Consider the following 21,651-nt stretch of genomic DNA (forward strand, 5'->3'; position numbering starts at 1 on the left):
TTTCACGCCGAGGGCCGCGCGGAGGCGTCGAGAGGCTTCGGACTTCCCCGTCGAACGGAATGGTTACGCATGAGCCCCGGAAGTGAAGGCATCGCCGATGCGCAGGACGTTCTGTATCGACTTCTCGACAAAGACTCCGGAGAGGTCCTGGTCGCCGCCGAGGACCTTCTGAACTACTTCACGGAGGAGGGCCGGGAGCCTCCGGAGGCCGTCACCTTCGTGCGCGCGCACCGGACCGGCCACGCCCGGCGGACGACGGAGCACGCCGAGTTGCAGGTGGTGGACCGGCAGGGGAGGACGATCGGGGGATATGTCCTCGGGAAGGTGACAGCCGGGTGCCGGCACGAGCACGTGCCGTCCGCCGAGGACCGGCCCGACGTCGACTACTTCCTCGGGGACACCTGCGAGTACCCCTGGGCCGGGGAGATCTGGCGGAGGTGGGCCGCGGACCGGCCCGTCGAGCGCGGGGAATGGGCCCGCCTACCGTCCGACCGGCACGGGAGCTGGCTGCATGTCGTGCAGACCGCCTGGTTCGCCTCCGGACGGAACGCGACGCGCTACGGGACCGGCGCGACGGCGGTCGTCGACGGCTCCGGATTCACCACGAGGGACGGCTTCTACTGCGCCCTGGGAGAAGCCGTCAACGGGCCCGGCGGCTACTTCGGTTCGAACCGCGACGCGGTCTGGGACTGTCTTCGGACCATGCGGTCCGACGGGGCGGCCCCGTTCCGCCTGGTGTGGCGGCACGTCGCTGCCTCCCGCCAGGCGCTGGGAAGCGATTTCACCGACAGCGTCCTCGCGCTGTTCGAGGAGGCCGGTGTGGAGACCGAGCTGCCCCCGGGCTGACGGGCCGCGCCGGTCCGTGAGCGGCGAGCCGTTCACACCGCGGGCCCGGACCGCCCGGCAGGAGCGGTCCGGGCCCGGGAGGACCCGCGAAGGTCAGGCGGACGCCTGCGGATACAGCGCGCGCGGCAGCCGCGAGGCCGCCGCGGCGTCCAGCAGCCACAGCGTGCGGCTGCGGCCGTACGCGCCCGCCGCCGGGGCCTGGATCTCCCCGGCCCCGGACAGCGCGATGGCCGCCGCTTCCGCCTTGTCCTCGCCCGCCGCCAGCAGCCACACCTCGCGCGCCGCGCGGATCGCGGGCAGCGTGAGCGAGACCCGGACCGGCGGCGGCTTGGGCGCCCCGTGCACACCGACGACGGTGCGCTCGGTCTCCCGTACCGCGGGCAGCTCCGGGAAGAGCGAGGCCACATGCGTGTCCGGGCCGACGCCCAGCATCAGCACGTCGAACGCGGGCACCGGGCCGTGGTCCTCGGGACCGGCGGCTGCCGCCAGTTCGGCGGCGTAACCGGCTGCCGCCGCGTCCGCGTCGTCGCCGTACGGCCCGTCGGACGCGGGCATCGCGTGCACCCGGGCCGGGTCCAGCGGCACCGCGTCGAGCAGCGCCTCCCGGGCCTGGGTGACATTGCGCTCCGGGTCGCCCTCGGGCAGGAACCGCTCGTCGCCCCACCACAGGTCCAGGCGCGCCCAGTCGACCGCGTCCCGGGCGGGCGCGGCGGCGAGCGCGGCCAGCAGGCCGTTGCCGTTGCGCCCGCCGGTCAGCACCACCGAGGCGTGGCCCCGGGAGGCCTGGGCGTCCACGATCCTCGTGATCAGCCGGGCCGCCGCGGCCTGCGCCATCAGCTCCTTGTCGCGGTGCACGACCAGTTGGGGAGGCGTCACTTCGACGCCGCCTTCCTGGCCGGGGCCTTCTTCGCGGCGGGCGCCTTGGACTCGGCGGCCTTGTCCGCCTTCTCCGCCTTCTCCTCGGCGCTCTCGACCGGCTTGGCCGTGACCTCGCCGCCCGCGTGCAGCCGGTCGACGCCGAACTTCACCGCCGAGGCGTAGGTGTTGTCCGGGTCGAGCCGGCGCAGCTCCTCCGCCAGCAGCTCGGCGGTGTCCCGGCGCTTGAGCGCCACCGCGCGGTCCGGCTGGTTGTGCATGGAGAGCGTGGCGAGCGAGCCGTCGGCCCGGTCCAGGACGATGACGCCGTTCTTCGTCTCCATCCGGACAGCGGTGAGACCGGGCCCCCCGGAGAGCGTGCGCTCCACGGGGACGCCGAGCCGGTCCGCGAGCCACATGGCGAGCAGTTCGCAGCTCGGGTTGTCGCTCTCGCCCTCGACGGTCGCGCCGATGACCTCGGCCGGCTGCTGGTCCAGGGCCGCGGCCAGCATCGAGCGCCACGGCGTGATCCGGGTCCAGGCCAGGTCGGTGTCGCCCGGGCTGTACGTCGCCGCGCGCACCGCCAGCTCGTCGAGCGGCAGCTCCGCCGAGTAGGTGTCGGTGATCCGGCGCTGCGCGAGCGCCCCCAGCGGGTCCTTCGCCGGGTCGGCGGGCGCGCCCTCGGGCCACCACACCACGACCGGGGCGTCCGGCAGCAGCAGCGGCAGGACCACCGACTGGGCGTGGTTGGCCAGCTCGCCGTGGAGCCGCAGGACGACGGTCTCGCCGGTGCCCGCGTCGGAACCGACCCGCACCTCGGCGTCGAGGCGCGCGTCCCGGCGGGCCCGCGGCGAGCGGCTGACCCGCTTGATCACCGCGATGATCCGCGAGGGGTGCTCGCGGGAGGCGTCGCCGGCCGACTTGAGCGCGTCGTACGCGTTCTCCTCGTCGGTGACGACGACCAGGGTGAGCACCATGCCGATGGCGGGGGTGCCGATGGCCCTGCGGGCCGAGACCAGCGCCTGGTTGATCTTGCTGGACGTGGTCTCCGTGAGATCGATCTTCATGGCCGCCTCCAGCTCCGTCCGTCACGTGCGAGCATCTCGTCGGCCTCGGCCGGACCCCAGGTGCCGGCCGCGTACTTCGCGGGCTTGCCGTGCTTGTCCCAGTACTCCTCGATCGGGTCGAGGATGGTCCAGGAGAGTTCGACCTCCTGGTGGCGCGGGAAGAGGTTGGCGTCGCCGAGCAGGACGTCCAGGAGGAGCCGCTCGTACGCCTCCGGGCTGGACTCCGTGAACGACTCGCCGTACGCGAAGTCCATCGTGACGTCCCGGACCTCCATCGAGGTGCCGGGCACCTTGGAGCCGAAGCGCACGGTGACGCCCTCGTCCGGCTGGACCCGGATGACCAGGGCGTTGCCGCCCAGCTCCTCCGTGGCGCCGGACTCGAAGGGCAGGTACGGCGCGCGCTTGAAGACGACCGCGATCTCCGTGACCCGGCGGCCGAGCCGCTTTCCGGTGCGGAGGTAGAACGGCACGCCCGCCCAGCGGCGGTTGTTGATCGTCAGCTTGATCGCCGCGTAGGTGTCGGTCGTCGACTTGGGGTCGATGCCCTCCTCCTCGCAGTAGCCGAGGACCTCCTGGCCGCCCTGCCAGGCGTGCTCGTACTGCGCGCGCACGGTGTGCTGCCCCAGGTCCTCGGGCAGCTCGACGGCGGTGAGCACCTTGAGCTTCTCCGCGACCAGGGCCTTCGGGTGGAAGGAGCCGGGCTCCTCCATCGCGGTCAGCGCCAGCAGCTGGAGCAGGTGGTTCTGGATGACGTCACGGGCGGCGCCGATGCCGTCGTAGTAGCCGGCCCGGCCGCCGATGCCGATGTCCTCGGCCATCGTGATCTGTACGTGGTCGACGTAGGACCGGTTCCAGATCGGCTCCCACATCGTGTTGGCGAACCGCAGCGCCAGGATGTTCTGGACCGTCTCCTTCCCCAGGTAGTGGTCGATCCGGAAGACCTCGTTGGGCGGGAAGACGTCGTGCACGAGCTGGTTGAGCTCCTGCGCGCTGGCCAGGTCGTGGCCGAAGGGCTTCTCGATGACGGCGCGCCGCCAGGAGCCCTCCTTCTGGTCGGCCAGGCCGTGCTTCTTCAGCTGCTGGACGACCTTGGGGAAGAACTTCGGCGGCACGGAGAGGTAGAAGGCGAAGTTGCCGCCCGTCCCCTGGGCCTTGTCGAGCTCCTGGATGGTCGACTTCAGCGTCTCGAAGGCCTCGTCGTCGTCGAAGTTGCCCTGGACGAAGCGCATCCCCTGGATGAGCTGCTGCCAGACCTCCTCGCGGAACGGCGTACGGGCGTGCTCCTTGACGGCGTCGTGGACGACCTGGGCGAAGTCCTCGTCCTCCCAGTCGCGGCGCGCGAAGCCGATGAGCGAGAAGCCCGGCGGCAGCAGGCCGCGATTGGCCAGGTCGTAGACGGCGGGCATCAGCTTTTTACGGGACAAATCGCCCGTGACGCCAAAGATGACCAGGCCCGACGGCCCCGCGATGCGCGGGAGCCGTCGGTCCTGTGCGTCACGGAGCGGGTTGGCTCCGGGAACAGCAGACAAAGTGGTCAGCCCTCCGAGGGGGCGAGGCGCGAGAGCTCCGCCTCGGTCGACTTGAGCAGGTCGTTCCAGGACGCCTCGAACTTCTCGACGCCCTCGTCCTCCAGCACCTGTACGACGTCGTCGTAGGAGATGCCGAGCTTCTTGATGGCGTCCAGGTCCGCGCGTGCCTGGTCGTAGCCGCCGGCGACGGTGTTGCCGGTGATCTCGCCGTGGTCGGCCACGGCGTCCAGGGTCGCCTCCGGCATGGTGTTGACCGTGTTCGGCGCCACCAGGTCGTCGACGTACAGCGTGTCCTTCAGCGACGGGTCCTTGACACCGGTCGAGGCCCACAGCGGACGCTGCTTGTTCGCCTGCGCCTTGTCCAGGGCCGCCCAGCGGTCGGAGGAGAAGACCTCCTCGTACGCCTCGTAGGCCAGCCGGGCGTTGGCCAGTGCGGACTTGCCCTTGGCGGCCTTCGCCTCGTCGGAGCCGATCGCGTCCAGACGCTTGTCGATCTCGGTGTCCACGCGGGACACGAAGAAGGACGCCACCGAGTGGATCTTGGAGAGGTCCAGGCCCGCGGCCTTCGCCTTCTCCAGGCCCGCCAGGTAGGCGTCCATGACCGCGCGGTAGCGCTCCAGGGAGAAGATCAGCGTCACGTTGACGCTGATGCCCCGGCCGATCGTCTCGGTGATCGCCGGGAGGCCCGCCTTGGTGGCCGGGATCTTGATGAGCGTGTTCGGCCGGTCGACCAGCCAGGCCAGCTGCTTGGCCTCGGCGACGGTGGCCAGGGTGTTGTGGGCCAGGCGCGGGTCGACCTCGATGGAGACCCGGCCGTCCTGGCCGTCCGTGGCGTCGAAGACCGGGCGGAGGATGTCGGCGGCGTCGCGGACGTCCGCCGTCGTGATCATCCGGAGGGCTTCCTCGACGGTGACCTTGCGGGCGGCGAGGTCGGTGAGCTGCTGCTCGTAACCGTCGCCCGAGGAGATCGCCTTCTGGAAGATCGACGGGTTGGTGGTGACGCCGACGACATGGCTCTGGTCGATCAGCTCGGCCAGGTTGCCGGACGTGATCCGCTTGCGCGACAGGTCGTCGAGCCAGATCGCCACGCCCTCGTCGGAGAGGCGCTTGAGTGCGTCTGTCATGAGTTGCATCTCCTACTAGTCGTATCTACCGGCGTCAGCGTGCTGCGGCTTCGAGAGATTCCCGCGCGGCGGCGGCCACGTGCTCCGGCGTGAAGCCGAACTCGCGGAACAGCACCTTCGCGTCGGCGGAGGCCCCGAAGTGCTCCAGCGAGACGATCCGGCCGGCGTCGCCCACGTACCGGTACCAGGTCAGGCCGATGCCCGCCTCGACGGCGACGCGCGCCCTCACCGACGGCGGCAGCACGCTGTCCTTGTAACCCCGGTCCTGCTCCTCGAACCACTCGACCGACGGCATCGAGACCACCCGGGTCGGCACCCCGGCCGCCTGGAGCTGCTCGCGCGCCTCGACGGCGACGTGGACCTCGGAACCGGTCGCGATGAGCAGCACCTGCGGCTCTGTGTTCTGCCCGGAGGGCCCTTCGGCCTCGAAGAGGACGTAACCGCCCTTGGCCGCGTTCTCGTTCGCCTCGTACGTCGGCACACCCTGCCGGGTCAGCGCCAGACCGTGCGGGGTGCCCTTGCCGAACACCTTGGTGTAGCGGCGCAGGATCTCGCGCCAGGCGATGGCGGTCTCGTTGGCGTCGGCCGGGCGCACGACGTTCAGGCCCGGGATGGCGCGCAGCGAGGCCAGGTGCTCGACCGGCTGGTGGGTCGGGCCGTCCTCGCCGAGGCCGATCGAGTCGTGCGTCCACACGTACGTCACCGGCAGGTGCATCAGCGCGGACAGGCGCACCGCGTTGCGCATGTAGTCGGAGAACACCAGGAAGGTGCCGCCGTAGATGCGGGTGTTGCCGTGCAGCGCGATCCCGTTCATGGCGGCGGCCATGGCGTGCTCGCGGATGCCGAAGTGGATCGTGCGGCCGTACGGGTCGGCCTCCGGCAGCGGGTTGCCCACCGGGAGGAACGAGGACGTCTTGTCGATCGTCGTGTTGTTCGAGCCCGCGAGGTCGGCGGAGCCGCCCCACAGCTCGGGCACGATCTCGCCGAGCGCCTGGAGCACCTTGCCGGAGGCGGCACGGGTGGCCAGCCCCTTGCCGGGCTCGAAGACGGGGAGCTTCTCCTCCCAGCCCTCGGGCAGCTCGCCCGCGGCGATCCGGTCGAAGGAGGCGGCGCGCTCCGGGTTGGCGGTGCGCCACGCGGCGAACGACTTGTCCCACTCGGCGCGGGCCTCGCGGCCGCGGTCCAGTGCCTCACGGGTGTGGCCGATGACCGCGTCGGAGACCTCGAAGCTCTGCTCCGGGTCGAAGCCGAGGACCCGCTTGGTCGCCGCGACCTCGTCGTCGCCGAGCGCCGAGCCGTGCGCGGCCTCGGTGTTCTGCGCGTTCGGGGCGGGCCAGGCGATGATCGAGCGGGCCGCGATGAACGAGGGGCGCTCGGTCTCGGCCTTCGCCGCCTGCAGCGCCGCGTACAGACCCGCCGGGTCCAGGTCGCCGCTGGGCAGCTGGTCGACACGCTGCACGTGCCAGCCGTACGCCTCGTACCGCTTGATGGTGTCCTCGGAGACCGCGGTCTCCGTGTCGCCCTCGATGGAGATGTGGTTGTCGTCCCAGAGCAGGACCAGGTTGCCCAGCTTCTGGTGCCCGGCCAGCGAGGACGCCTCGGCCGAGATGCCCTCCTGGAGGCAGCCGTCACCCGCGATGGCCCACACCATGTGGTCGAACGGGGAGGTGCCGGGGGCCGCCTCGGGGTCGAAGAGACCGCGCTCGTAGCGGGCGGCCATCGCCATGCCCACCGCGTTGGCGACACCCTGGCCCAGCGGGCCGGTCGTCGTCTCGACACCGGTGGTGTGGCCGTACTCCGGGTGGCCCGGGGTCTTGGAGCCCCAGGTGCGGAAGGCCTTCAGGTCATCCAGCTCCAGGCCGTAGCCGGCCAGGTAGAGCTGGATGTAGAGCGTCAGGCTGGAGTGGCCGGCGGAGAGGACGAACCGGTCGCGGCCGGTCCACTCGGCGTCCGCGGGATCGTGCCGCATCACCTTCTGGAAGAGGGTGTACGCGGCGGGAGCCAGGCTCATCGCCGTGCCCGGGTGGCCGTTTCCGACTTTCTGTACGGCGTCCGCGGCGAGAACGCGGGCGGTGTCCACGGCCCGCTGGTCCAAATCGGTCCACTGAAGGTCTGTGGTGGTCGGCTTGATGCTCACCCTGAGTCAGGGCTCCTCTCCACTGTCGTAAAGCCGGTGACTGTTACCGCACCGGGCGCTGTCGAGCCTACCCCCGTTGACACGCGCACTTTCCGAGCACTTTCCAGGGTGTGGGCGACCCGTGGAGTTCGCCTCCCGGCGGATTGCGCGTACCGGTGAACAGTCACCCCCAACACGACCCCACCCCCGCGAAGGGTGGCGTATCCGCAACGTCTAGAGTGAACGGGTTCGCGCAAGTCTTCACCGGGCCTCTCCGCCCGGAGCTTGCTGGGATTTCTCTGTCAGGGGTGTGCGTGACGGCCGTCGAGTCCCGACCCGCAGGGGTCGCCTTGACTCCCAGCCCGGGGGCCCATCGCCCGTCCGGGGCCCGCGTCAAGGCCTTCGTGGCGCTTACCAAGCCACGGATCATCGAGCTGTTGCTCATCACCACCGTTCCGGTGATGTTCCTCGCTGCCCAGGGTGTACCCGACCTGTGGCTCGTACTCACTACCACCATCGGGGGATATCTCTCCGCCGGTGGCGCCAACGCGCTGAACATGTACATCGACCGGGACATCGACGCGCTGATGGACCGTACGTCCCAGCGCCCGCTGGTCACCGGCATGGTCACCCCCCGCGAATGCCTCGCCTTCGGCATCGCCCTCGCGGTGATCTCCACGGTCTGGTTCGGCCTGCTCGTCAACTGGCTCTCCGCCGCCCTCGCCCTCGGCGCGCTGCTTTTCTACGTCGTCGTCTACACGATGCTGCTGAAGCGCCGCACCTCCCAGAACATCGTCTGGGGCGGCATCGCGGGCTGCATGCCGGTCCTCATCGGCTGGTCGGCCGTGACGAACGAGCTCTCCTGGGCCGCCGTCATCCTCTTCGCCGTCATCTTCTTCTGGACGCCGCCGCACTACTGGCCGCTGTCGATGAAGGTCAAGGACGACTACGCCCGGGTCGGCGTCCCGATGCTCCCGGTGGTCGCCACCAACCGGGTGGTCGCCAAGCAGATCGTCCTCTACAGCTGGGTGATGGTCGCGGTCTCACTGCTGCTCACCCCGCTCGGCTACACCGGCTGGTTCTACACCGCGGTGGCGCTGCTGTCCGGCGGCGCCTGGCTCTGGGAGGCCCACGGCCTGCAGAACCGGGCCAAGGCCGGGGTGACCGGGGCCAAGCTCAAGGAGATGCGGCTGTTCCACTGGTCCATCACCTACGTCTCCCTCCTCTTCCTCGCCGTCGCGGTGGACCCCTTCCTCCGCTGACGCACCCTCTTCCCGTCGACGGGCGGGTCGCGTGGCACAAGCCACGCGACCCGCCCGTCGCCAGTTCATCTACCCGTCGGTAGCATCCTGTCCATGGCAGAGACGGCAGCAGACGCAGCGGACACCGGACAGACCTCGCGCACGGACGCCAGGAAGGCGGCGCGCGCCGAACGCAGGGCGGCGAAGCTCGCCCGCGAGATCGGCGCCTTCGCCAAGCAGCACGGCGGCGCGGAGGGACAGCTCGCCTACATCGGCCAGGCGGGCGCCCGTATCGTCCTGGTCGGCGAGGACGGCGCCTGGGGCGACCTCGTGGCCCCGACCTACGCCGTGGCCGAGAAGGCGGCGACCAGGTCCGGCATCACGATGCACGACGAGTTCGACGGCGAGTTCGCGCTCAAGGTCCGCACCGGCCCGTACGAGTGGTCCCGGATGGCCGGGATGCAGATCGGCGGAGCCTCCAACGACCGCTGACGCGATCACGGCGCCGCGGGGCAACACCTGACGCGGGGCTTCCGTGGGACCGTGCACGCGCCCTCCCGGGGAGCCCCGGAACGGGGAGCCCCGCGACACCGCCACCGTGGCCGTCCCGATCCCGGAACGCGGGCAAGAGGAAGGGGCGGCGGGCCACCGGCCCGCCGCCCCTTCCCGCGTGGGGCAGGTCCCTCAGACCGCCGTCGCCGCGGTCGCCTCCGGCCGCTCGGCCGACGGGCCGGGCAGCGTGGCGGGAGCGTCGTCGCCGCGCTCGCGCATGCTCAGCACCAGGCGGATCACGGCGATCCAGAGGATGGCCGAGCCGAACATGTGGAAGCCGACCAGGAGCTCGGGGACGTCGCTGAAGTACTGGACGTACCCGATCGCCCCCTGGGCGAGCAGCACCAGCAGCAGGTCGCGGGCGCGGGCCCGGGTGTCGGCGGGCGCGTCGACCATCCGCAGGGCCAGCCACATCGCGATGGCCAGGGCGCAGACGACCCAGGCGGAGATCGCGTGCACATGGGCGGCGGCCGACCAGTCCCACGGCATGCGCGGTACGTCGCTGCTGTCGCCGGCGTGCTTGCCGGACCCGGTGACCGAGGTGCCCAGCACGATCAGGACCACCGTGGTCGCCACGATCGCCCAGGTCAGGCGCCGCACCGGCAGCGGGGCGCGGGGGCGCGGCGGACCGTCGCCCTCGCCGACCCGCACCCAGGTGATCACGGCGACCGCGAGGAGCACGTTGGCCAGCAGGAAGTGACCGGCCACCGTCCAGGGGTTGAGGCCCGCCCAGACCGTGATCCCGCCGAGGACGGCGTTGCCCAGCACGATCCAGAACTGCAGCCAGGCCAGCCGGACGAGCTTGCGGCGGCGCGGCTTGGCCGCACTGATGGCGATGATCGCCCAGCCGACCGCGGCCGACAGGACGTAGGTCAGCATCCGGTTGCCGAACTCGATCGCGCCGTGCAGCCCCTGTTCGGGCGTCGCGAACAGACTGTCGTCGGTGCACTTGGGCCAGGTGTCGCAGCCGAGGCCCGAACCGGTGAGCCGGACGGCCCCGCCGGTGACGATGATGAAGACGCTCATCAGGACGGCGGAGAGCGCGGCGCGCTTCACCACCTTGGTGGACGGCGTCCAGCGCTTGGCGATGAGGGAGATGGGGGTTTCCACGCGGACCATCGTAGGACGGGGCTTGTGCACGTTTTCACGAGGGGGTGGGTTCGTACCCGGTTGCCCGGACACGTCCAGCCGTACGGCTCCTGCGGGCCTACTCCCAGCGGAAGAACCTGGCCGCCGCGCCGAGCCCCAGCACCGCCCACACCACCAGGATCCCGGCCTGGCCCCACGGCATCGACGCACCGTGCTGGAGGACGTCCCGCAGGCCCTCGGAGAGCGCCGACACGGGCAGCAGGCCCAGCACCGACTGCACCGCGTCCGGGAACTTGTCCAGCGGCACGATGACCCCGCCGCCGACCAGCAGCAGCAGGAACACCAGGTTGGCGGCGGCGAGCGTCGCCTCCGCCTTGAGCGTCCCCGCCATCAGCAGCCCCAGCCCGGAGAACGCGGCGGTGCCCAGGACGAGGAGCAGCAGCACCGAGAGCGGGTTGCCCTCGGGCGACCAGCCGAGCGCGAAGGCGATCGCCGTCAGCAGCGCGATCTGGAGCACCTCGGTGACCAGCACCGACAGCGTCTTCGCGGTCATCAGCGCCCAGCGCGGCAGCGGGGAGGCCCCCAGCCGCTTGAGGACCCCGTAGCGGCGTTCGAAGCCGGTGGCGATGGCCTGGCCGGTGAAGGCGGTGGACATCACGGCGAGCGCCAGGACGCCCGGGGCGAGGAAGTCGACCGACGCGCCCGAGCCGGTGTCCACGATGTCGACCGCGCTGAACAGCACCAGCAGCAGCGTCGGGATGATCACCGTCAGCAGCAGCTGCTCGCCGTTGCGCAGCAGCATCCGCGTCTCCAGCGCGGTCTGCGCCGCGATCATCCGGGGGAGCGGGGCCGCGCCGGGGCGCGGGGTGTACGTACCGGCGCTCATGCGCGCAGCTCCTTGCCGGTCAGCTTCTTGCCGGTCAGTTCGAGGAAGACGTCCTCCAGCGTGTGCCGCTCCACGGAGATGCCCTCGGGCATCACACCGTGCTGGGCGCACCAGGAGGTCACCGTGGCCAGCAGCTGCGGATCGACGGACCCGGTGATCCGGTACGTCCCCGGCAGCGGCTCGGCGGCCCCGGAGCCGTCGGGCAGCGCCTTGACGAGCGAGCCGAGGTCGAGGCCCGGGCGTCCGGTGAAGCGCAGGGTGTTCTCCGCGCCGCCCCGGCAGAGCTGCTCCGGGCTGCCCTGGGCGATGACCCGGCCCGCGTCGATGATCGCGACGTCGTCCGCGAGCGCCTCGGCCTCGTCCATGAAGTGGGTGGTCAGCACGACGGACACGCCGTCGGCGCGCAGCTCGCGCACCAGGTCCCAGGTGGAGCGGCGGGCCCCCGGGTCGAGGCCGGCGGTCGGCTCGTCCAGGAAGACCAGCTCGGGCCGGCCGACGACCGCCATCGCCAGGGAGAGGCGCTGCTGCTGGCCGCCGGAGAGCCGCCGGTAGGTGGTGCGGCCGCAGTCGGCGAGGCCGAGCCGTTCGATCAGGGCGTCCACGTCGAGCGGGTGGGCGTGCAGCTTGGCCATGTGGCGGAGCATCTCGTCGGCGCGGGCCCCGGAGTAGACGCCGCCGGACTGGAGCATCACCCCGATCCGCGGACGCAGCCGCTCCGCGTCGGCGACCGGGTCGAGGCCGAGGACCCGTACGGTGCCGGCGTCGGGGCGGCGGTAGCCCTCGCAGGTCTCGATCGTGGTGGTCTTCCCGGCGCCGTTCGGGCCGAGGACGGCGGTCACCGCGCCGGTCGCGACCACCAGATCGAGGCCGTTCACCGCGGTCTTCGCGCCGTACCGCTTCACCAGGCCGCTGACCTGTACGACGGGCTCGTTCTCCATGGCGCACCAGTCTAGGCAGCGCGGCGGAGGGGCCGTCCCGCGGGGCCAGATTAGGTAACCCTAAGTGACGAACCACACCGTTGATCGTTCCGGACCGTGGTTGTCAGAGCCGAATGAATTACGCAACAATGGTGTTGTGAAATACGACGGACGGGCTCCTCAGGAGGAACTCGCGACCGGTGAGCGCTCGACGCGCAACCGGGTCGCGCGCTCCATCCTGGACCACGGCCCCTCCACCGTCGCGGACCTCGCCAAGCGCGTCGGCCTCACCCAGGCCGCCGTCCGCCGCCACCTGGACGCCCTCGTCTCCGACGATGTCGTCGAAGCCCGCGAACAGCGGGTCTACGGGGCGCGGACCCGCGGCAGGCCCGCCAAGGTGTTCGCCCTGACGGACTGCGGCCGGGACGCCTTCGACCAGTCCTACGACAAGCTCGCCGCGGACGCCCTGCGCTTCATCGCCGAGTCCGGGGGCGACGAGGCGGTCCTCGCCTTCGCCCGTGCCCGGATGGCCGCGGTCGGCGAGGCGTACCGCGCCCGGGTCGAGGCCGCGGCGCCCGAGGAGCGCACCGAGGCCCTGGCCAAGGCCCTGTCGGCCGACGGGTACGCTGCTATGGCGCGAAGCGCGCCGGGCCCGCAGCAGGGCGAGCAGCTGTGCCAGCACCACTGCCCGGTGGCGCATGTCGCCGAGCAGTTCCCACAGCTGTGCGAGGCGGAGACGGAATTCTTCTCCAGCCTCCTCGGGACCCATGTGCAGCGTCTGGCCACCCTCGCCCACGGCGACGGCGTGTGCACGACCTACGTGCCGCGAAGTGGCCACGCTCCACCCCCACAGACCACCCATTCAGCATCTGCAAGCACGGCCGGGAGGAACCCCGCATGACGCTCCCCACGGAGACTGCCCACCCTGAGCTCGAGGGTCTGGGTACGTACGAATTCGGCTGGGCCGACTCCGACGCGGCAGGCGCGGCGGCGAAGCGCGGTCTCTCCGAGGCTGTCGTCCGCGACATCTCGGAGAAGAAGAACGAGCCCGAGTGGATGCTGAAGCTGCGGCTCAAGGGCCTCAAGCTGTTCGGCAAGAAGCCCATGCCGAACTGGGGCTCCGACCTCTCGGGCATCGACTTCGACAACATCAAGTACTTCGTGCGTTCCACGGAGAAGCAGGCGGCCTCCTGGGAGGACCTGCCCGAGGACATCAAGAACACGTACGACAAGCTCGGCATCCCCGAGGCGGAGAAGCAGCGCCTCGTCGCCGGCGTCGCCGCGCAGTACGAGTCCGAGGTCGTCTACCACCAGATCCGCGAGGACCTGGAGGAGCAGGGCGTCATCTTCCTGGACACCGACACCGCGCTGAAGGAGCACCCGGAGCTCTTCAAGGAGTACTTCGGCACCGTCATCCCCGTCGGTGACAACAAGTTCGCCTCGCTGAACACGGCCGTGTGGTCCGGCGGATCGTTCATCTACGTGCCCAAGGGCGTCCACGTGGACATCCCGCTCCAGGCCTACTTCCGTATCAACACGGAGAACATGGGCCAGTTCGAGCGGACGCTGATCATCGTCGACGAGGACGCCTACGTCCACTACGTCGAGGGCTGCACCGCCCCGATCTACTCCTCGGACTCGCTGCACAGCGCCGTGGTGGAGATCATCGTGAAGAAGGGCGGCCGCTGCCGCTACACGACCATCCAGAACTGGTCGAACAACGTCTACAACCTGGTCACCAAGCGGGCCGTGGCCTACGAGGGCGCGACCATGGAGTGGGTCGACGGCAACATCGGCTCCAAGGTGACCATGAAGTACCCGGCCGTCTACCTGATGGGCGAGCACGCCAAGGGCGAGACCCTGTCCATCGCCTTCGCCGGCGAGGGCCAGCACCAGGACGCCGGCGCCAAGATGGTCCACATGGCCCCGAACACCTCCTCGAACATCGTCTCCAAGTCGGTGGCGCGCGGCGGTGGCCGTACGTCCTACCGCGGACTGATCGAGATCGGCGAGGGCGCGCCGGGCGCGAAGTCGAACGTGCTCTGCGACGCTCTGCTCGTCGACACGATCTCCCGCTCGGACACCTACCCCTACGTCGACGTCCGCGAGGACGACGTGTCGATGGGCCACGAGGCGACCGTCTCCAAGGTCTCCGAGGACCAGCTCTTCTACCTCATGAGCCGCGGACTCACCGAGTTCGAGGCCATGGCGATGATCGTGCGCGGCTTCGTCGAGCCGATCGCGAAGGAGCTGCCCATGGAGTACGCCCTGGAGCTCAACCGGCTGATCGAGCTGCAGATGGAGGGTTCGGTCGGCTAGGTCCTCACCCGAGGACCCCCGTGGGGCGGCCGTCGTGCGGCCGCCCCCGCCCTCCCACCGAACCACCCCCCTTCTTGACTGAGAAAGCGAGCACTACGACAGCCATGGCTGAGGCTCAGAACACTCCGGTGGGCTCCACCACCGTCGGCTCCATCGCGGTGGCCGCCGAGTCGACCGTCGCCACCCGCATGAGCGCACCCCCGTCCTTCGACGTCGTGGACTTCCCCGTCCCGCACGGCCGCGAGGAGGAGTGGCGCTTCACGCCGCTGGAGCGGCTGCGCGGTCTGCACGACGGGACCGCGGTCGCGAACGGCGGCGGCGTCAAGGTCGCGATCGAGGCGCCCGAGGGCGTCACCGTCGAGACCGTCGGGCGCGACGACTCCCGGCTCGGCAAGGCCGGCACCCCGGTGGACCGGGTCGCCGCCCAGGCGTACAGCTCCTTCGAGCAGGCCTCGATCGTCACGGTCGCCAAGGAAGCCGTGCTCACCGAGCCGATCCGGATCGCCGTGCACGGCGAGGGCGGCACCGCCTACGGCCACCAGCTCATCCAACTGGGCGCCTTCGCCGAGGCCGTCGTCGTCATCGACCACACCGGTGACGCGGTGCTCGCCGCCAACGTCGACTACGTGCTGGGCGACGGCGCGAAGCTGACCGTCGTCTCCGTCCAGGACTGGGACGACACGGCCGTCCACGTCGGCCAGCACAACGCGCTGGTCGGCCGGGACGCCTCCTTCAAGTCGATCGTCGTCACCTTCGGCGGCGACGTCGTGCGCCTGCACCCCCGTGTGGCCTACGCGGCCACCGGCGGCGAGGCGGAGCTCTTCGGCCTGTACTTCACCGACAAGGGCCAGCACCAGGAGCACCGCCTCCTGGTCGACCACAACACCCCGCACTGCAAGTCCAACGCGGTGTACAAGGGCGCCCTCCAGGGCGACGGCGCGCACGCCGTATGGATCGGCGACGTCCTCATCCAGGCCGCGGCCGAGGGCACCGACACCTACGAGATGAACCGGAACCTCGTCCTCACCGACGGCGCCCGGGTCGACTCCGTGCCCAACCTGGAGATCGAGACCGGCGAGATCGTCGGCGCCGGCCACGCCTCGGCGACCGGCCGCTTCGACGACGAGCAGCTGTTCTACCTCCAGTCCCGCGGTATCCCGGCCGAGGAGGCCCGCCGTCTCGTCGTGCGCGGCTTCTTCGCCGAGCTGGTCCAGCAGATCGGTCTGCCGGACGTCGAGGAGCGGCTCATCGAGAAGATCGAGGCCGAGCTGAAGGCGTCCGTCTGATGTCCTTCGTCAAGGCCTGTGCGCTGAGTGAGCTGGAGGACGACACCCCCAAGCGGGTGGAGCTCGACGGCACACCCGTCTCCGTCGTCCGCACCGAGGGCGAGGTGTTCGCGATCAACGACATCTGCTCGCACGCGAACGTGTCCCTCTCGGAGGGCGAGGTGGAGGACTGCGCGATCGAGTGCTGGCTGCACGGATCGTCGTTCGACCTCCGCACCGGCAAGCCGTCCGGTCTTCCCGCGACGCGCCCCGTCCCCGTATACCCCGTAAAGATCGAAGGGGACGATGTGCTCGTCTCCGTCACCCAGGAGTCCTGAGTCACCCATGGCAACGCTTGAAATCCGCGACCTGCACGTCACCGTCGAGGCCGACAACGCCACGAAGGAGATCCTCAAGGGCGTCGACCTGACCGTGAAGCAGGGCGAGACCCACGCCATCATGGGCCCCAACGGGTCCGGCAAGTCCACCCTCGCGTACTCGCTCGCCGGCCACCCCAAGTACACGATCACCGGGGGCACCGTCACCCTGGACGGCGAGGACGTCCTGGAGATGTCCGTCGACGAGCGGGCCCGCGCCGGCCTGTTCCTCGCCATGCAGTACCCGGTCGAGATCCCCGGTGTCTCGGTCTCCAACTTCCTGCGCACCTCCGCCACCGCCGTCCGCGGCGAGGCCCCCAAGCTGCGTACGTGGGTCAAGGAGGTCAAGGAGACGATGGCCGGGCTCCAGATGGACCCGTCCTTCGCCGAGCGCAACGTCAACGAGGGCTTCTCCGGCGGTGAGAAGAAGCGCCACGAGATCCTCCAGCTGGAGCTCCTCAAGCCGAAGATCGCCGTTCTGGACGAGACCGACTCCGGCCTGGACGTCGACGCGCTCAAGACCGTCTCCGAGGGCGTCAACCGGGTGCGCGAGACCGGCGAGGTCGGCACCCTGCTGATCACGCACTACACCCGCATCCTGAAGTACATCAAGCCCGACTTCGTGCACGTCTTCGCCAACGGCCGGATCGCGGCCTCCGGCGGCGCCGAGCTGGCCGACCAGCTGGAGAACGAGGGCTACGAGGCCTACACGAAGGGTGGCGCTTCCGCGTGACTGACGCCCGACAGGGGCTCACCGGCCTCCTCGACACCGAGGCGATCCGCAAGGACTTCCCGCTCCTGGACCGCACGGTCCACGACGGCAAGAAGGTCGTGTACCTGGACTCCGCGGCGACCTCGCAGAAGCCGCGCCAGGTCCTCGACGCGCTCAACACGTACTACGAGCGCCACAACGCGAACGTGCACCGCGGCGTCTACACGATCGCCGAGGAGGCCACCGCGCTGTACGAGGGCGCCCGCGACAAGGTCGCCGCCTTCATCAACGCACCCAGCCGCGACGAGGTGATCTTCACGAAGAACGCCTCGGAGTCGCTGAACCTCGTGGCGAACATGCTCGGCTGGGCGGACGAGCCCTATCGGGTGGACCGCGAGACCGAGATCGTCACCACGGAGATGGAGCACCACTCCAACATCGTGCCGTGGCAGCTGCTCGCGCAGCGCACCGGCGCGAAGCTGAAGTGGTTCGGCATCACCGACGACGGCCGGCTCGACCTGTCGAACATCGACGAGATCATCACCGAGAAGACGAAGATCGTCTCCTTCACGCTGGTCTCCAACATCCTGGGCACCGTCAACCCGGTCGAGCAGATCATCCGCCGCGCCCAGCAGGTCGGCGCGCTGGTCTGCATCGACGCCTCGCAGGCGGCCCCGCACATGGTGCTCGACGTGCAGGCGCTCCAGGCGGACTTCGTGGCCTTCACCGGTCACAAGATGGTCGGCCCGACGGGCATCGGCGTGCTGTGGGGACGGCAGGAGCTCCTGGAGGACCTGCCTCCGTTCCTCGGCGGCGGCGAGATGATCGAGACCGTGTCGATGCACTCCTCGACGTATGCTCCGGCACCCCACAAGTTCGAGGCCGGTACGCCCCCGATCGCCCAGGCCGTCGGCCTCGGCGCGGCCGTGGACTACCTCTCCTCGATCGGCATGGAGAAGATCCACGCCCACGAGAAGGCGATCACCGAGTACGCGGTGAAGCGCCTCCTGGAGGTCCCGGACCTGCGGATCATCGGTCCGGCGACGGCCGAGGACCGCGGGGCCACGATCTCCTTCACGCTCGGCGACATCCACCCGCACGACGTGGGACAGGTCCTCGACGAGCTGGGCATCGCCGTCCGGGTCGGCCACCACTGCGCCCGCCCGGTCTGCCTGCGGTACGGAATTCCCGCGACGACGCGAGCGTCGTTCTATCTGTACTCCACGCCCGCCGAGGTCGACGCCCTGGTGGACGGTCTGGAGCACGTCCGGAACTTCTTCGGCTGAGGGCTGACTGGTGAAGCTTGATTCCATGTACCAGGAAGTGATCCTGGACCACTACAAGCACCCCCACGGGCGCGGCCTGCGGGACGGCGACGCCGAGGTGCACCACGTGAATCCGACGTGCGGCGACGAGATCACGCTCCGGGTGAAGTACGACGGCGAGACCATCGCCGACGTGAGCTACGAGGGCCAGGGCTGCTCCATCAGCCAGGCCTCCGCCTCCGTGCTGAACGAGCTGCTCGTCGGCAAGGAGCTGTCCCAGGCGCAGAGGATCCAGGACGCCTTCCTGGAGCTGATGCAGTCCAAGGGCCAGCTGGAGCCGGACGACGCGATGGAGGAGGTGCTGGAGGACGCGGTCGCGTTCGCCGGCGTCTCCAAGTACCCCGCCCGGGTCAAGTGCGCGCTGCTGAGCTGGATGGCGTGGAAGGACGCGACGGCCAAGGCGCTGTCCGAAGGGAAGACCGCATGAGCGACAACGAGACCGCGACCATGAAGCCGGCCTCCGAGGAGGAGGTCCGCGAGGCGTTGTACGACGTCGTCGACCCCGAGCTGGGCATCGACGTCGTCAACCTGGGCCTGATCTACGGCATCCACGTCGACGACGCCAACATCGCCACCCTCGACATGACCCTGACGTCCGCGGCCTGCCCGCTGACCGACGTCATCGAGGACCAGGCGAAGTCCGCCACGGACGGCATCGTCAACGAGCTCCGGATCAACTGGGTCTGGATGCCGCCGTGGGGCCCGGACAAGATCACCGACGACGGACGCGAGCAGCTCCGCGCGCTGGGGTTCAACGTCTGACACACTCCGCCCGGAGTTGTTGAACGGCCATGCCCGCCAGGCAGACTGGCGGGCATGGCCGTTTCCCTTTACCACATCGCCGTCGACGCGCACGATCTGCCGCTCCTGGCCCGCTTCTGGAGCGCGGTGCTGGACTGGCAGGTGCTTTTCGAGCACGAGAAGGAGATCATCATCGGCGCTCACGAGACCGCGCTGCCCGGTATGTGCTTCCTCCCCGTGCCGGAGGGCAAGACCGTCAAGAACCGGTTGCACATCGATCTGACTCCGGACGACCAGGACGTCGAGGTCGAGCGGATCCTCGCCCTCGGCGCCCGGCGGGTGGACGTCGGCCAGGGGGCGGACGCCACCTTCGTGGTGCTGGCCGATCCGGAGGGCAACGAGTTCTGTGTGCTGCGCCCCAAACGGACCCTGACCGACTGAGCCCGGCCCGCCCCCCCCGCCCTCAGACGTGGGCGGGCGGCGGGCCGTACTGCTCGGGCAGGGTCGCGGCCGCCGCCTCGGCCAGTACCGGGCCCAGGTTCTCGGCGCGCATCCGCAGGTCGACGTAGAGCAGGCCGACCACCAGCGGCGGGAAGATCGCGGTGAACAGCTGGGAGATCATCTGGCTGATGAACGACAGCAGCAGCACGCCGCCGAGCATCGCGATGATCTGCCCGCCGCTCGGGTCCGCGTCGAGGTCCGCCGGGTCGAACACGCCGGGGAGCAGGCCGACCATCTGGAACGGCACCTGGATCATGTAGCCGAGCGCGGCCGCGAGTCCGACGGCGAGCAGCCAGACGCCGAAGACCCGCCACCAGTTGCCGCGCACCAGCTGGACCGAGCGGCGCAGGGCGGCGACCGGGCGCTGGTGCTCGAAGACCACGACCGTCGGGGCCAGCGAGAAGCGGACGTAGAGCCACATCGCCACCGGTGCGATGAGCAGGGCGCCGAGGAAGCCGACCACCATCAGCGGCACGGCGCCGCCCTCGTCGCCCAGGGAGGCGGCGTAGATCATCAGCCCGGCGACGGCGCCCATCATGAGCGCCATCGGGACGGCCATGATCAGCCCGGTCAGGAACACCGTCCCGAGGATCGACCAGACCCGCGCCCACGCCCTCCTCCAGACCTCCCCGAAGCGGACCGGGCGGCCCAGGACGGCCTCCTGGAGGACGACGGGGACCGCCGCCTGCACCACCGCGGACGCCAGCAGATAGACGATCATGCCGATGACCATCAGCACGCCGAACGCGACGATCAGCGGGACCAGTTCCTCCGCGTCCGGCGAGCCCGAGGAGCCGGCCGTCAGCTCGTCCCACTGGCTCGCCACGGCGGCGCCGATGGCCACCAGCGCCGCGATCATCACGAGCGCCGCCGCGCCGAACAGCGTCAGGGCGATGCCGATCAACGGTTTCCAGTACCGCCCGAGCGTCGAGAAGGCGCCGCTGAGCATGTCCGAGACCCTCAGCGGCGCCAGGGGTATGACCCCCGGTTTGGGCGGTGCGGCCCACCCGCTGTGCCATCCCCCGCCCGGTCCCTGCGCGCCCCCGTGGAAGGGCCCCCCACCGTGAGGTGCGCCCCCGTACGGGCCGCCGCCCCACCCTGCGTCCTGCGCCACTGCGTCTCCGTCGTGTCGTCGGCCCGGGTCACGGGCCGTGTGTTCGGTCGGCACACCGTAACGCCCCCGACGTGGGCCGATGATATGTACGGTCGTACGCAACGTTGGGTACAGTCGTCCGCATGGGATACGCATACGGACTTCTGGCCGCCGCCATCGCGGCGGAGGTGGCCGGGACGACGGCCATGAAGTACAGCGAGGGCTTCACCCGGCTCTGGCCCTCGCTCGGCACCGTGGTGGGCTACCTCATCGCCTTCACCCTGCTCGCGCAGACCCTCAAGACGCTCTCCGTGGGCACCGCCTACGCCATCTGGGCCGGCGTCGGCACCGCGGCCGTCGCCCTCATCGGCATCCTGTTCCTGGGTGAGTCCAGCGGCCTGGTCAAGATCACGGGCATCGCCCTGATCGTGGCCGGGGTCGTCGTCCTCAACCTGGGAGGGGCGCACTGATGGCCCGGCGCTACGACCCCGGGCGGCGGGAGCGGATCGTCGACGCGGCGCTACGGGTGATCGCGGCCGACGGCATAGCCGGCCTCAGCCACCGGACCGTGGCCGCCGAGGCCGATGTGCCGCTCGGCTCGACCACGTACCACTTCGGCTCGCTGGACGAACTCCTGGTCGCCGCCCTGCGCCGGTACAACGACAACTTCGTGCGGGAACTGCGGGGCAGCCAGGCCCTGGCGGGACCCGGCGGCGTCTCCGGCCCCACCGGGCCTGCCGGTCCCGACGGGCCTGCCGGACCTGCCGGTCTCGCGGAGGAGCTGACGCGGTTGCTGGGCCGGTGGTTCGCGGGGGAACGCGGGGCGATCGAGCTGGAGTACGAGCTCTACCTCGCGGCCCTGCGCCGCCCCGTGCTGCGTCCCGTCGCCGCCGAATGGACCGAGGAGGCCGTCGAGCTGCTGTCCCGGCGCACCGACCGGGAGACCGCGCGGGCGCTCGTCGCGCTGATGGACGGCGTCTGCCTCCAGGTGCTGCTCACCGGCGGGGCGTTCGACGCGCCCCGCACCCGCGAGATGCTCGGCAGGATCGTGGACGGCGGCGGCTGAGCCGACGGCCTCGGGCGGCCCGCTCGGTCC

Annotated in this window: 23 protein-coding genes; 14 read left to right on the forward strand and 9 right to left on the reverse strand. The window is 70.4% G+C overall.

From position 1 onward, the window contains the following. Positions 1-69 precede the first annotated feature (69 nt). The gene (locus DTB53_RS09625; RefSeq protein ID WP_012381404.1) at positions 70-846 is read left to right on the forward strand and encodes a barstar family protein; all 777 of its coding nucleotides are present in this window, start codon (positions 70-72) and stop codon (positions 844-846) included. A gap of 93 nt (positions 847-939) precedes the next feature. Here the strand turns inward: DTB53_RS09625 and pgl are convergent, their stop codons facing one another. The 5 genes from pgl to tkt are packed head-to-tail and all read right to left on the reverse strand — an operon-like array spanning position 940 to position 7,558. Continuing rightward, complete coding sequence (gene pgl / locus DTB53_RS09630) at positions 940-1,722, reverse strand: 6-phosphogluconolactonase (protein ID WP_003969880.1); 783 nt, start codon at positions 1,720-1,722, stop codon at positions 940-942. After that, positions 1,719-2,768: a glucose-6-phosphate dehydrogenase assembly protein OpcA gene (gene opcA, locus DTB53_RS09635; protein ID WP_012381405.1), complete on the reverse strand. Its 1,050-nt coding sequence runs from the start codon at positions 2,766-2,768 to the stop codon at positions 1,719-1,721. The genes pgl and opcA overlap by 4 nt, the downstream gene beginning before the upstream one ends. After that, positions 2,765-4,297, reverse strand: a complete 1,533-nt coding sequence (gene zwf, locus DTB53_RS09640; protein ID WP_003969882.1) for a glucose-6-phosphate dehydrogenase — start codon at positions 4,295-4,297, stop codon at positions 2,765-2,767. Before zwf ends, opcA begins: the two co-directional genes overlap by 4 nt. 5 nt (positions 4,298-4,302) lie before the next feature. Continuing rightward, positions 4,303-5,421, reverse strand: coding sequence for a transaldolase (tal, locus tag DTB53_RS09645; protein WP_030705105.1), 1,119 nt, complete (start codon positions 5,419-5,421; stop codon positions 4,303-4,305). Between the two features lie 34 nt (positions 5,422-5,455). After that, positions 5,456-7,558 (reverse strand): transketolase, encoded by a 2,103-nt coding sequence (gene tkt / locus DTB53_RS09650; RefSeq protein WP_012381407.1) that lies wholly within the window; start codon positions 7,556-7,558, stop codon positions 5,456-5,458. Between the two features lie 287 nt (positions 7,559-7,845). Here tkt and DTB53_RS09655 point away from each other — a divergent pair, with 287 nt between their 5' ends. Beyond that, entirely contained in the window at positions 7,846-8,799 is a 954-nt protein-coding gene (locus DTB53_RS09655) for a heme o synthase (RefSeq protein ID WP_030705101.1), read from the forward strand. A 93-nt stretch (positions 8,800-8,892) separates the two neighbouring features. Then, complete coding sequence (locus tag DTB53_RS09660; RefSeq protein ID WP_012381409.1) at positions 8,893-9,270, forward strand: hypothetical protein; 378 nt, start codon at positions 8,893-8,895, stop codon at positions 9,268-9,270. Between the two features lie 192 nt (positions 9,271-9,462). Here the strand turns inward: DTB53_RS09660 and DTB53_RS09665 are convergent, their stop codons facing one another. The 3 genes from DTB53_RS09665 to DTB53_RS09675 all read right to left on the reverse strand — a co-directional run bounded on the left by DTB53_RS09665 (position 9,463) and on the right by DTB53_RS09675 (position 12,243). Continuing rightward, complete coding sequence (locus tag DTB53_RS09665; protein WP_003969887.1) at positions 9,463-10,449, reverse strand: COX15/CtaA family protein; 987 nt, start codon at positions 10,447-10,449, stop codon at positions 9,463-9,465. Positions 10,450-10,537: 88 nt separating this feature from the next. Beyond that, a complete protein-coding gene (locus DTB53_RS09670) occupies positions 10,538-11,305 on the reverse strand; it encodes an ABC transporter permease (RefSeq protein WP_012381410.1) in 768 nt (255 codons plus the stop codon). Further along, the gene (locus tag DTB53_RS09675) at positions 11,302-12,243 is read right to left on the reverse strand and encodes an ABC transporter ATP-binding protein (protein WP_003969889.1); all 942 of its coding nucleotides are present in this window, start codon (positions 12,241-12,243) and stop codon (positions 11,302-11,304) included. Before DTB53_RS09675 ends, DTB53_RS09670 begins: the two co-directional genes overlap by 4 nt. A 136-nt stretch (positions 12,244-12,379) precedes the next feature. Here DTB53_RS09675 and DTB53_RS09680 point away from each other — a divergent pair, with 136 nt between their 5' ends. From DTB53_RS09680 to DTB53_RS09720, 9 genes are all read left to right on the forward strand, one after another. Beyond that, on the forward strand, positions 12,380-13,123 hold the full coding sequence (locus tag DTB53_RS09680; protein ID WP_012381411.1) for a helix-turn-helix transcriptional regulator: 744 nt from the start codon (positions 12,380-12,382) through the stop codon (positions 13,121-13,123). Continuing rightward, entirely contained in the window at positions 13,120-14,541 is a 1,422-nt protein-coding gene (sufB, locus tag DTB53_RS09685; protein WP_003969891.1) for a Fe-S cluster assembly protein SufB, read from the forward strand. Before DTB53_RS09680 ends, sufB begins: the two co-directional genes overlap by 4 nt. 104 nt (positions 14,542-14,645) lie before the next feature. Next, on the forward strand, positions 14,646-15,827 hold the full coding sequence (gene sufD / locus DTB53_RS09690; RefSeq protein ID WP_012381412.1) for a Fe-S cluster assembly protein SufD: 1,182 nt from the start codon (positions 14,646-14,648) through the stop codon (positions 15,825-15,827). Then, positions 15,827-16,144: a bifunctional 3-phenylpropionate/cinnamic acid dioxygenase ferredoxin subunit gene (locus DTB53_RS09695; protein ID WP_003969893.1), complete on the forward strand. Its 318-nt coding sequence runs from the start codon at positions 15,827-15,829 to the stop codon at positions 16,142-16,144. Before sufD ends, DTB53_RS09695 begins: the two co-directional genes overlap by 1 nt. A 7-nt stretch (positions 16,145-16,151) precedes the next feature. Continuing rightward, positions 16,152-16,916, forward strand: a complete 765-nt coding sequence (sufC, locus tag DTB53_RS09700; protein WP_003969894.1) for a Fe-S cluster assembly ATPase SufC — start codon at positions 16,152-16,154, stop codon at positions 16,914-16,916. Next, positions 16,913-18,181 carry a cysteine desulfurase gene (locus DTB53_RS09705; protein WP_003969895.1) on the forward strand — a complete coding sequence of 423 codons (1,269 nt, stop codon included), beginning with the start codon at positions 16,913-16,915 and terminating at the stop codon, positions 18,179-18,181. Before sufC ends, DTB53_RS09705 begins: the two co-directional genes overlap by 4 nt. 10 nt (positions 18,182-18,191) lie before the next feature. Continuing rightward, the gene (gene sufU / locus DTB53_RS09710; RefSeq protein WP_003969896.1) at positions 18,192-18,647 is read left to right on the forward strand and encodes a Fe-S cluster assembly sulfur transfer protein SufU; all 456 of its coding nucleotides are present in this window, start codon (positions 18,192-18,194) and stop codon (positions 18,645-18,647) included. Next, positions 18,644-18,982: a metal-sulfur cluster assembly factor gene (locus DTB53_RS09715; protein ID WP_003969897.1), complete on the forward strand. Its 339-nt coding sequence runs from the start codon at positions 18,644-18,646 to the stop codon at positions 18,980-18,982. Before sufU ends, DTB53_RS09715 begins: the two co-directional genes overlap by 4 nt. 54 nt (positions 18,983-19,036) lie before the next feature. Next, entirely contained in the window at positions 19,037-19,402 is a 366-nt protein-coding gene (locus DTB53_RS09720) for a VOC family protein (protein ID WP_003969898.1), read from the forward strand. A gap of 22 nt (positions 19,403-19,424) precedes the next feature. Here DTB53_RS09720 and DTB53_RS09725 read toward each other — a convergent pair whose 3' ends face one another. Beyond that, positions 19,425-20,411, reverse strand: a complete 987-nt coding sequence (locus tag DTB53_RS09725; RefSeq protein ID WP_012381413.1) for a DUF7847 domain-containing protein — start codon at positions 20,409-20,411, stop codon at positions 19,425-19,427. A gap of 287 nt (positions 20,412-20,698) precedes the next feature. Here DTB53_RS09725 and DTB53_RS09730 point away from each other — a divergent pair, with 287 nt between their 5' ends. Next, complete coding sequence (locus tag DTB53_RS09730) at positions 20,699-21,025, forward strand: DMT family transporter (RefSeq protein WP_003969900.1); 327 nt, start codon at positions 20,699-20,701, stop codon at positions 21,023-21,025. Continuing rightward, entirely contained in the window at positions 21,025-21,621 is a 597-nt protein-coding gene (locus DTB53_RS09735) for a TetR/AcrR family transcriptional regulator (protein ID WP_012381414.1), read from the forward strand. Before DTB53_RS09730 ends, DTB53_RS09735 begins: the two co-directional genes overlap by 1 nt. The last annotated feature ends 30 nt before the right edge of the window (positions 21,622-21,651 follow it).

This window comes from Streptomyces griseus, assembly GCF_900460065.1.
GTDB classification, from domain to species: Bacteria; Actinomycetota; Actinomycetes; order Streptomycetales; family Streptomycetaceae; genus Streptomyces; species Streptomyces griseus.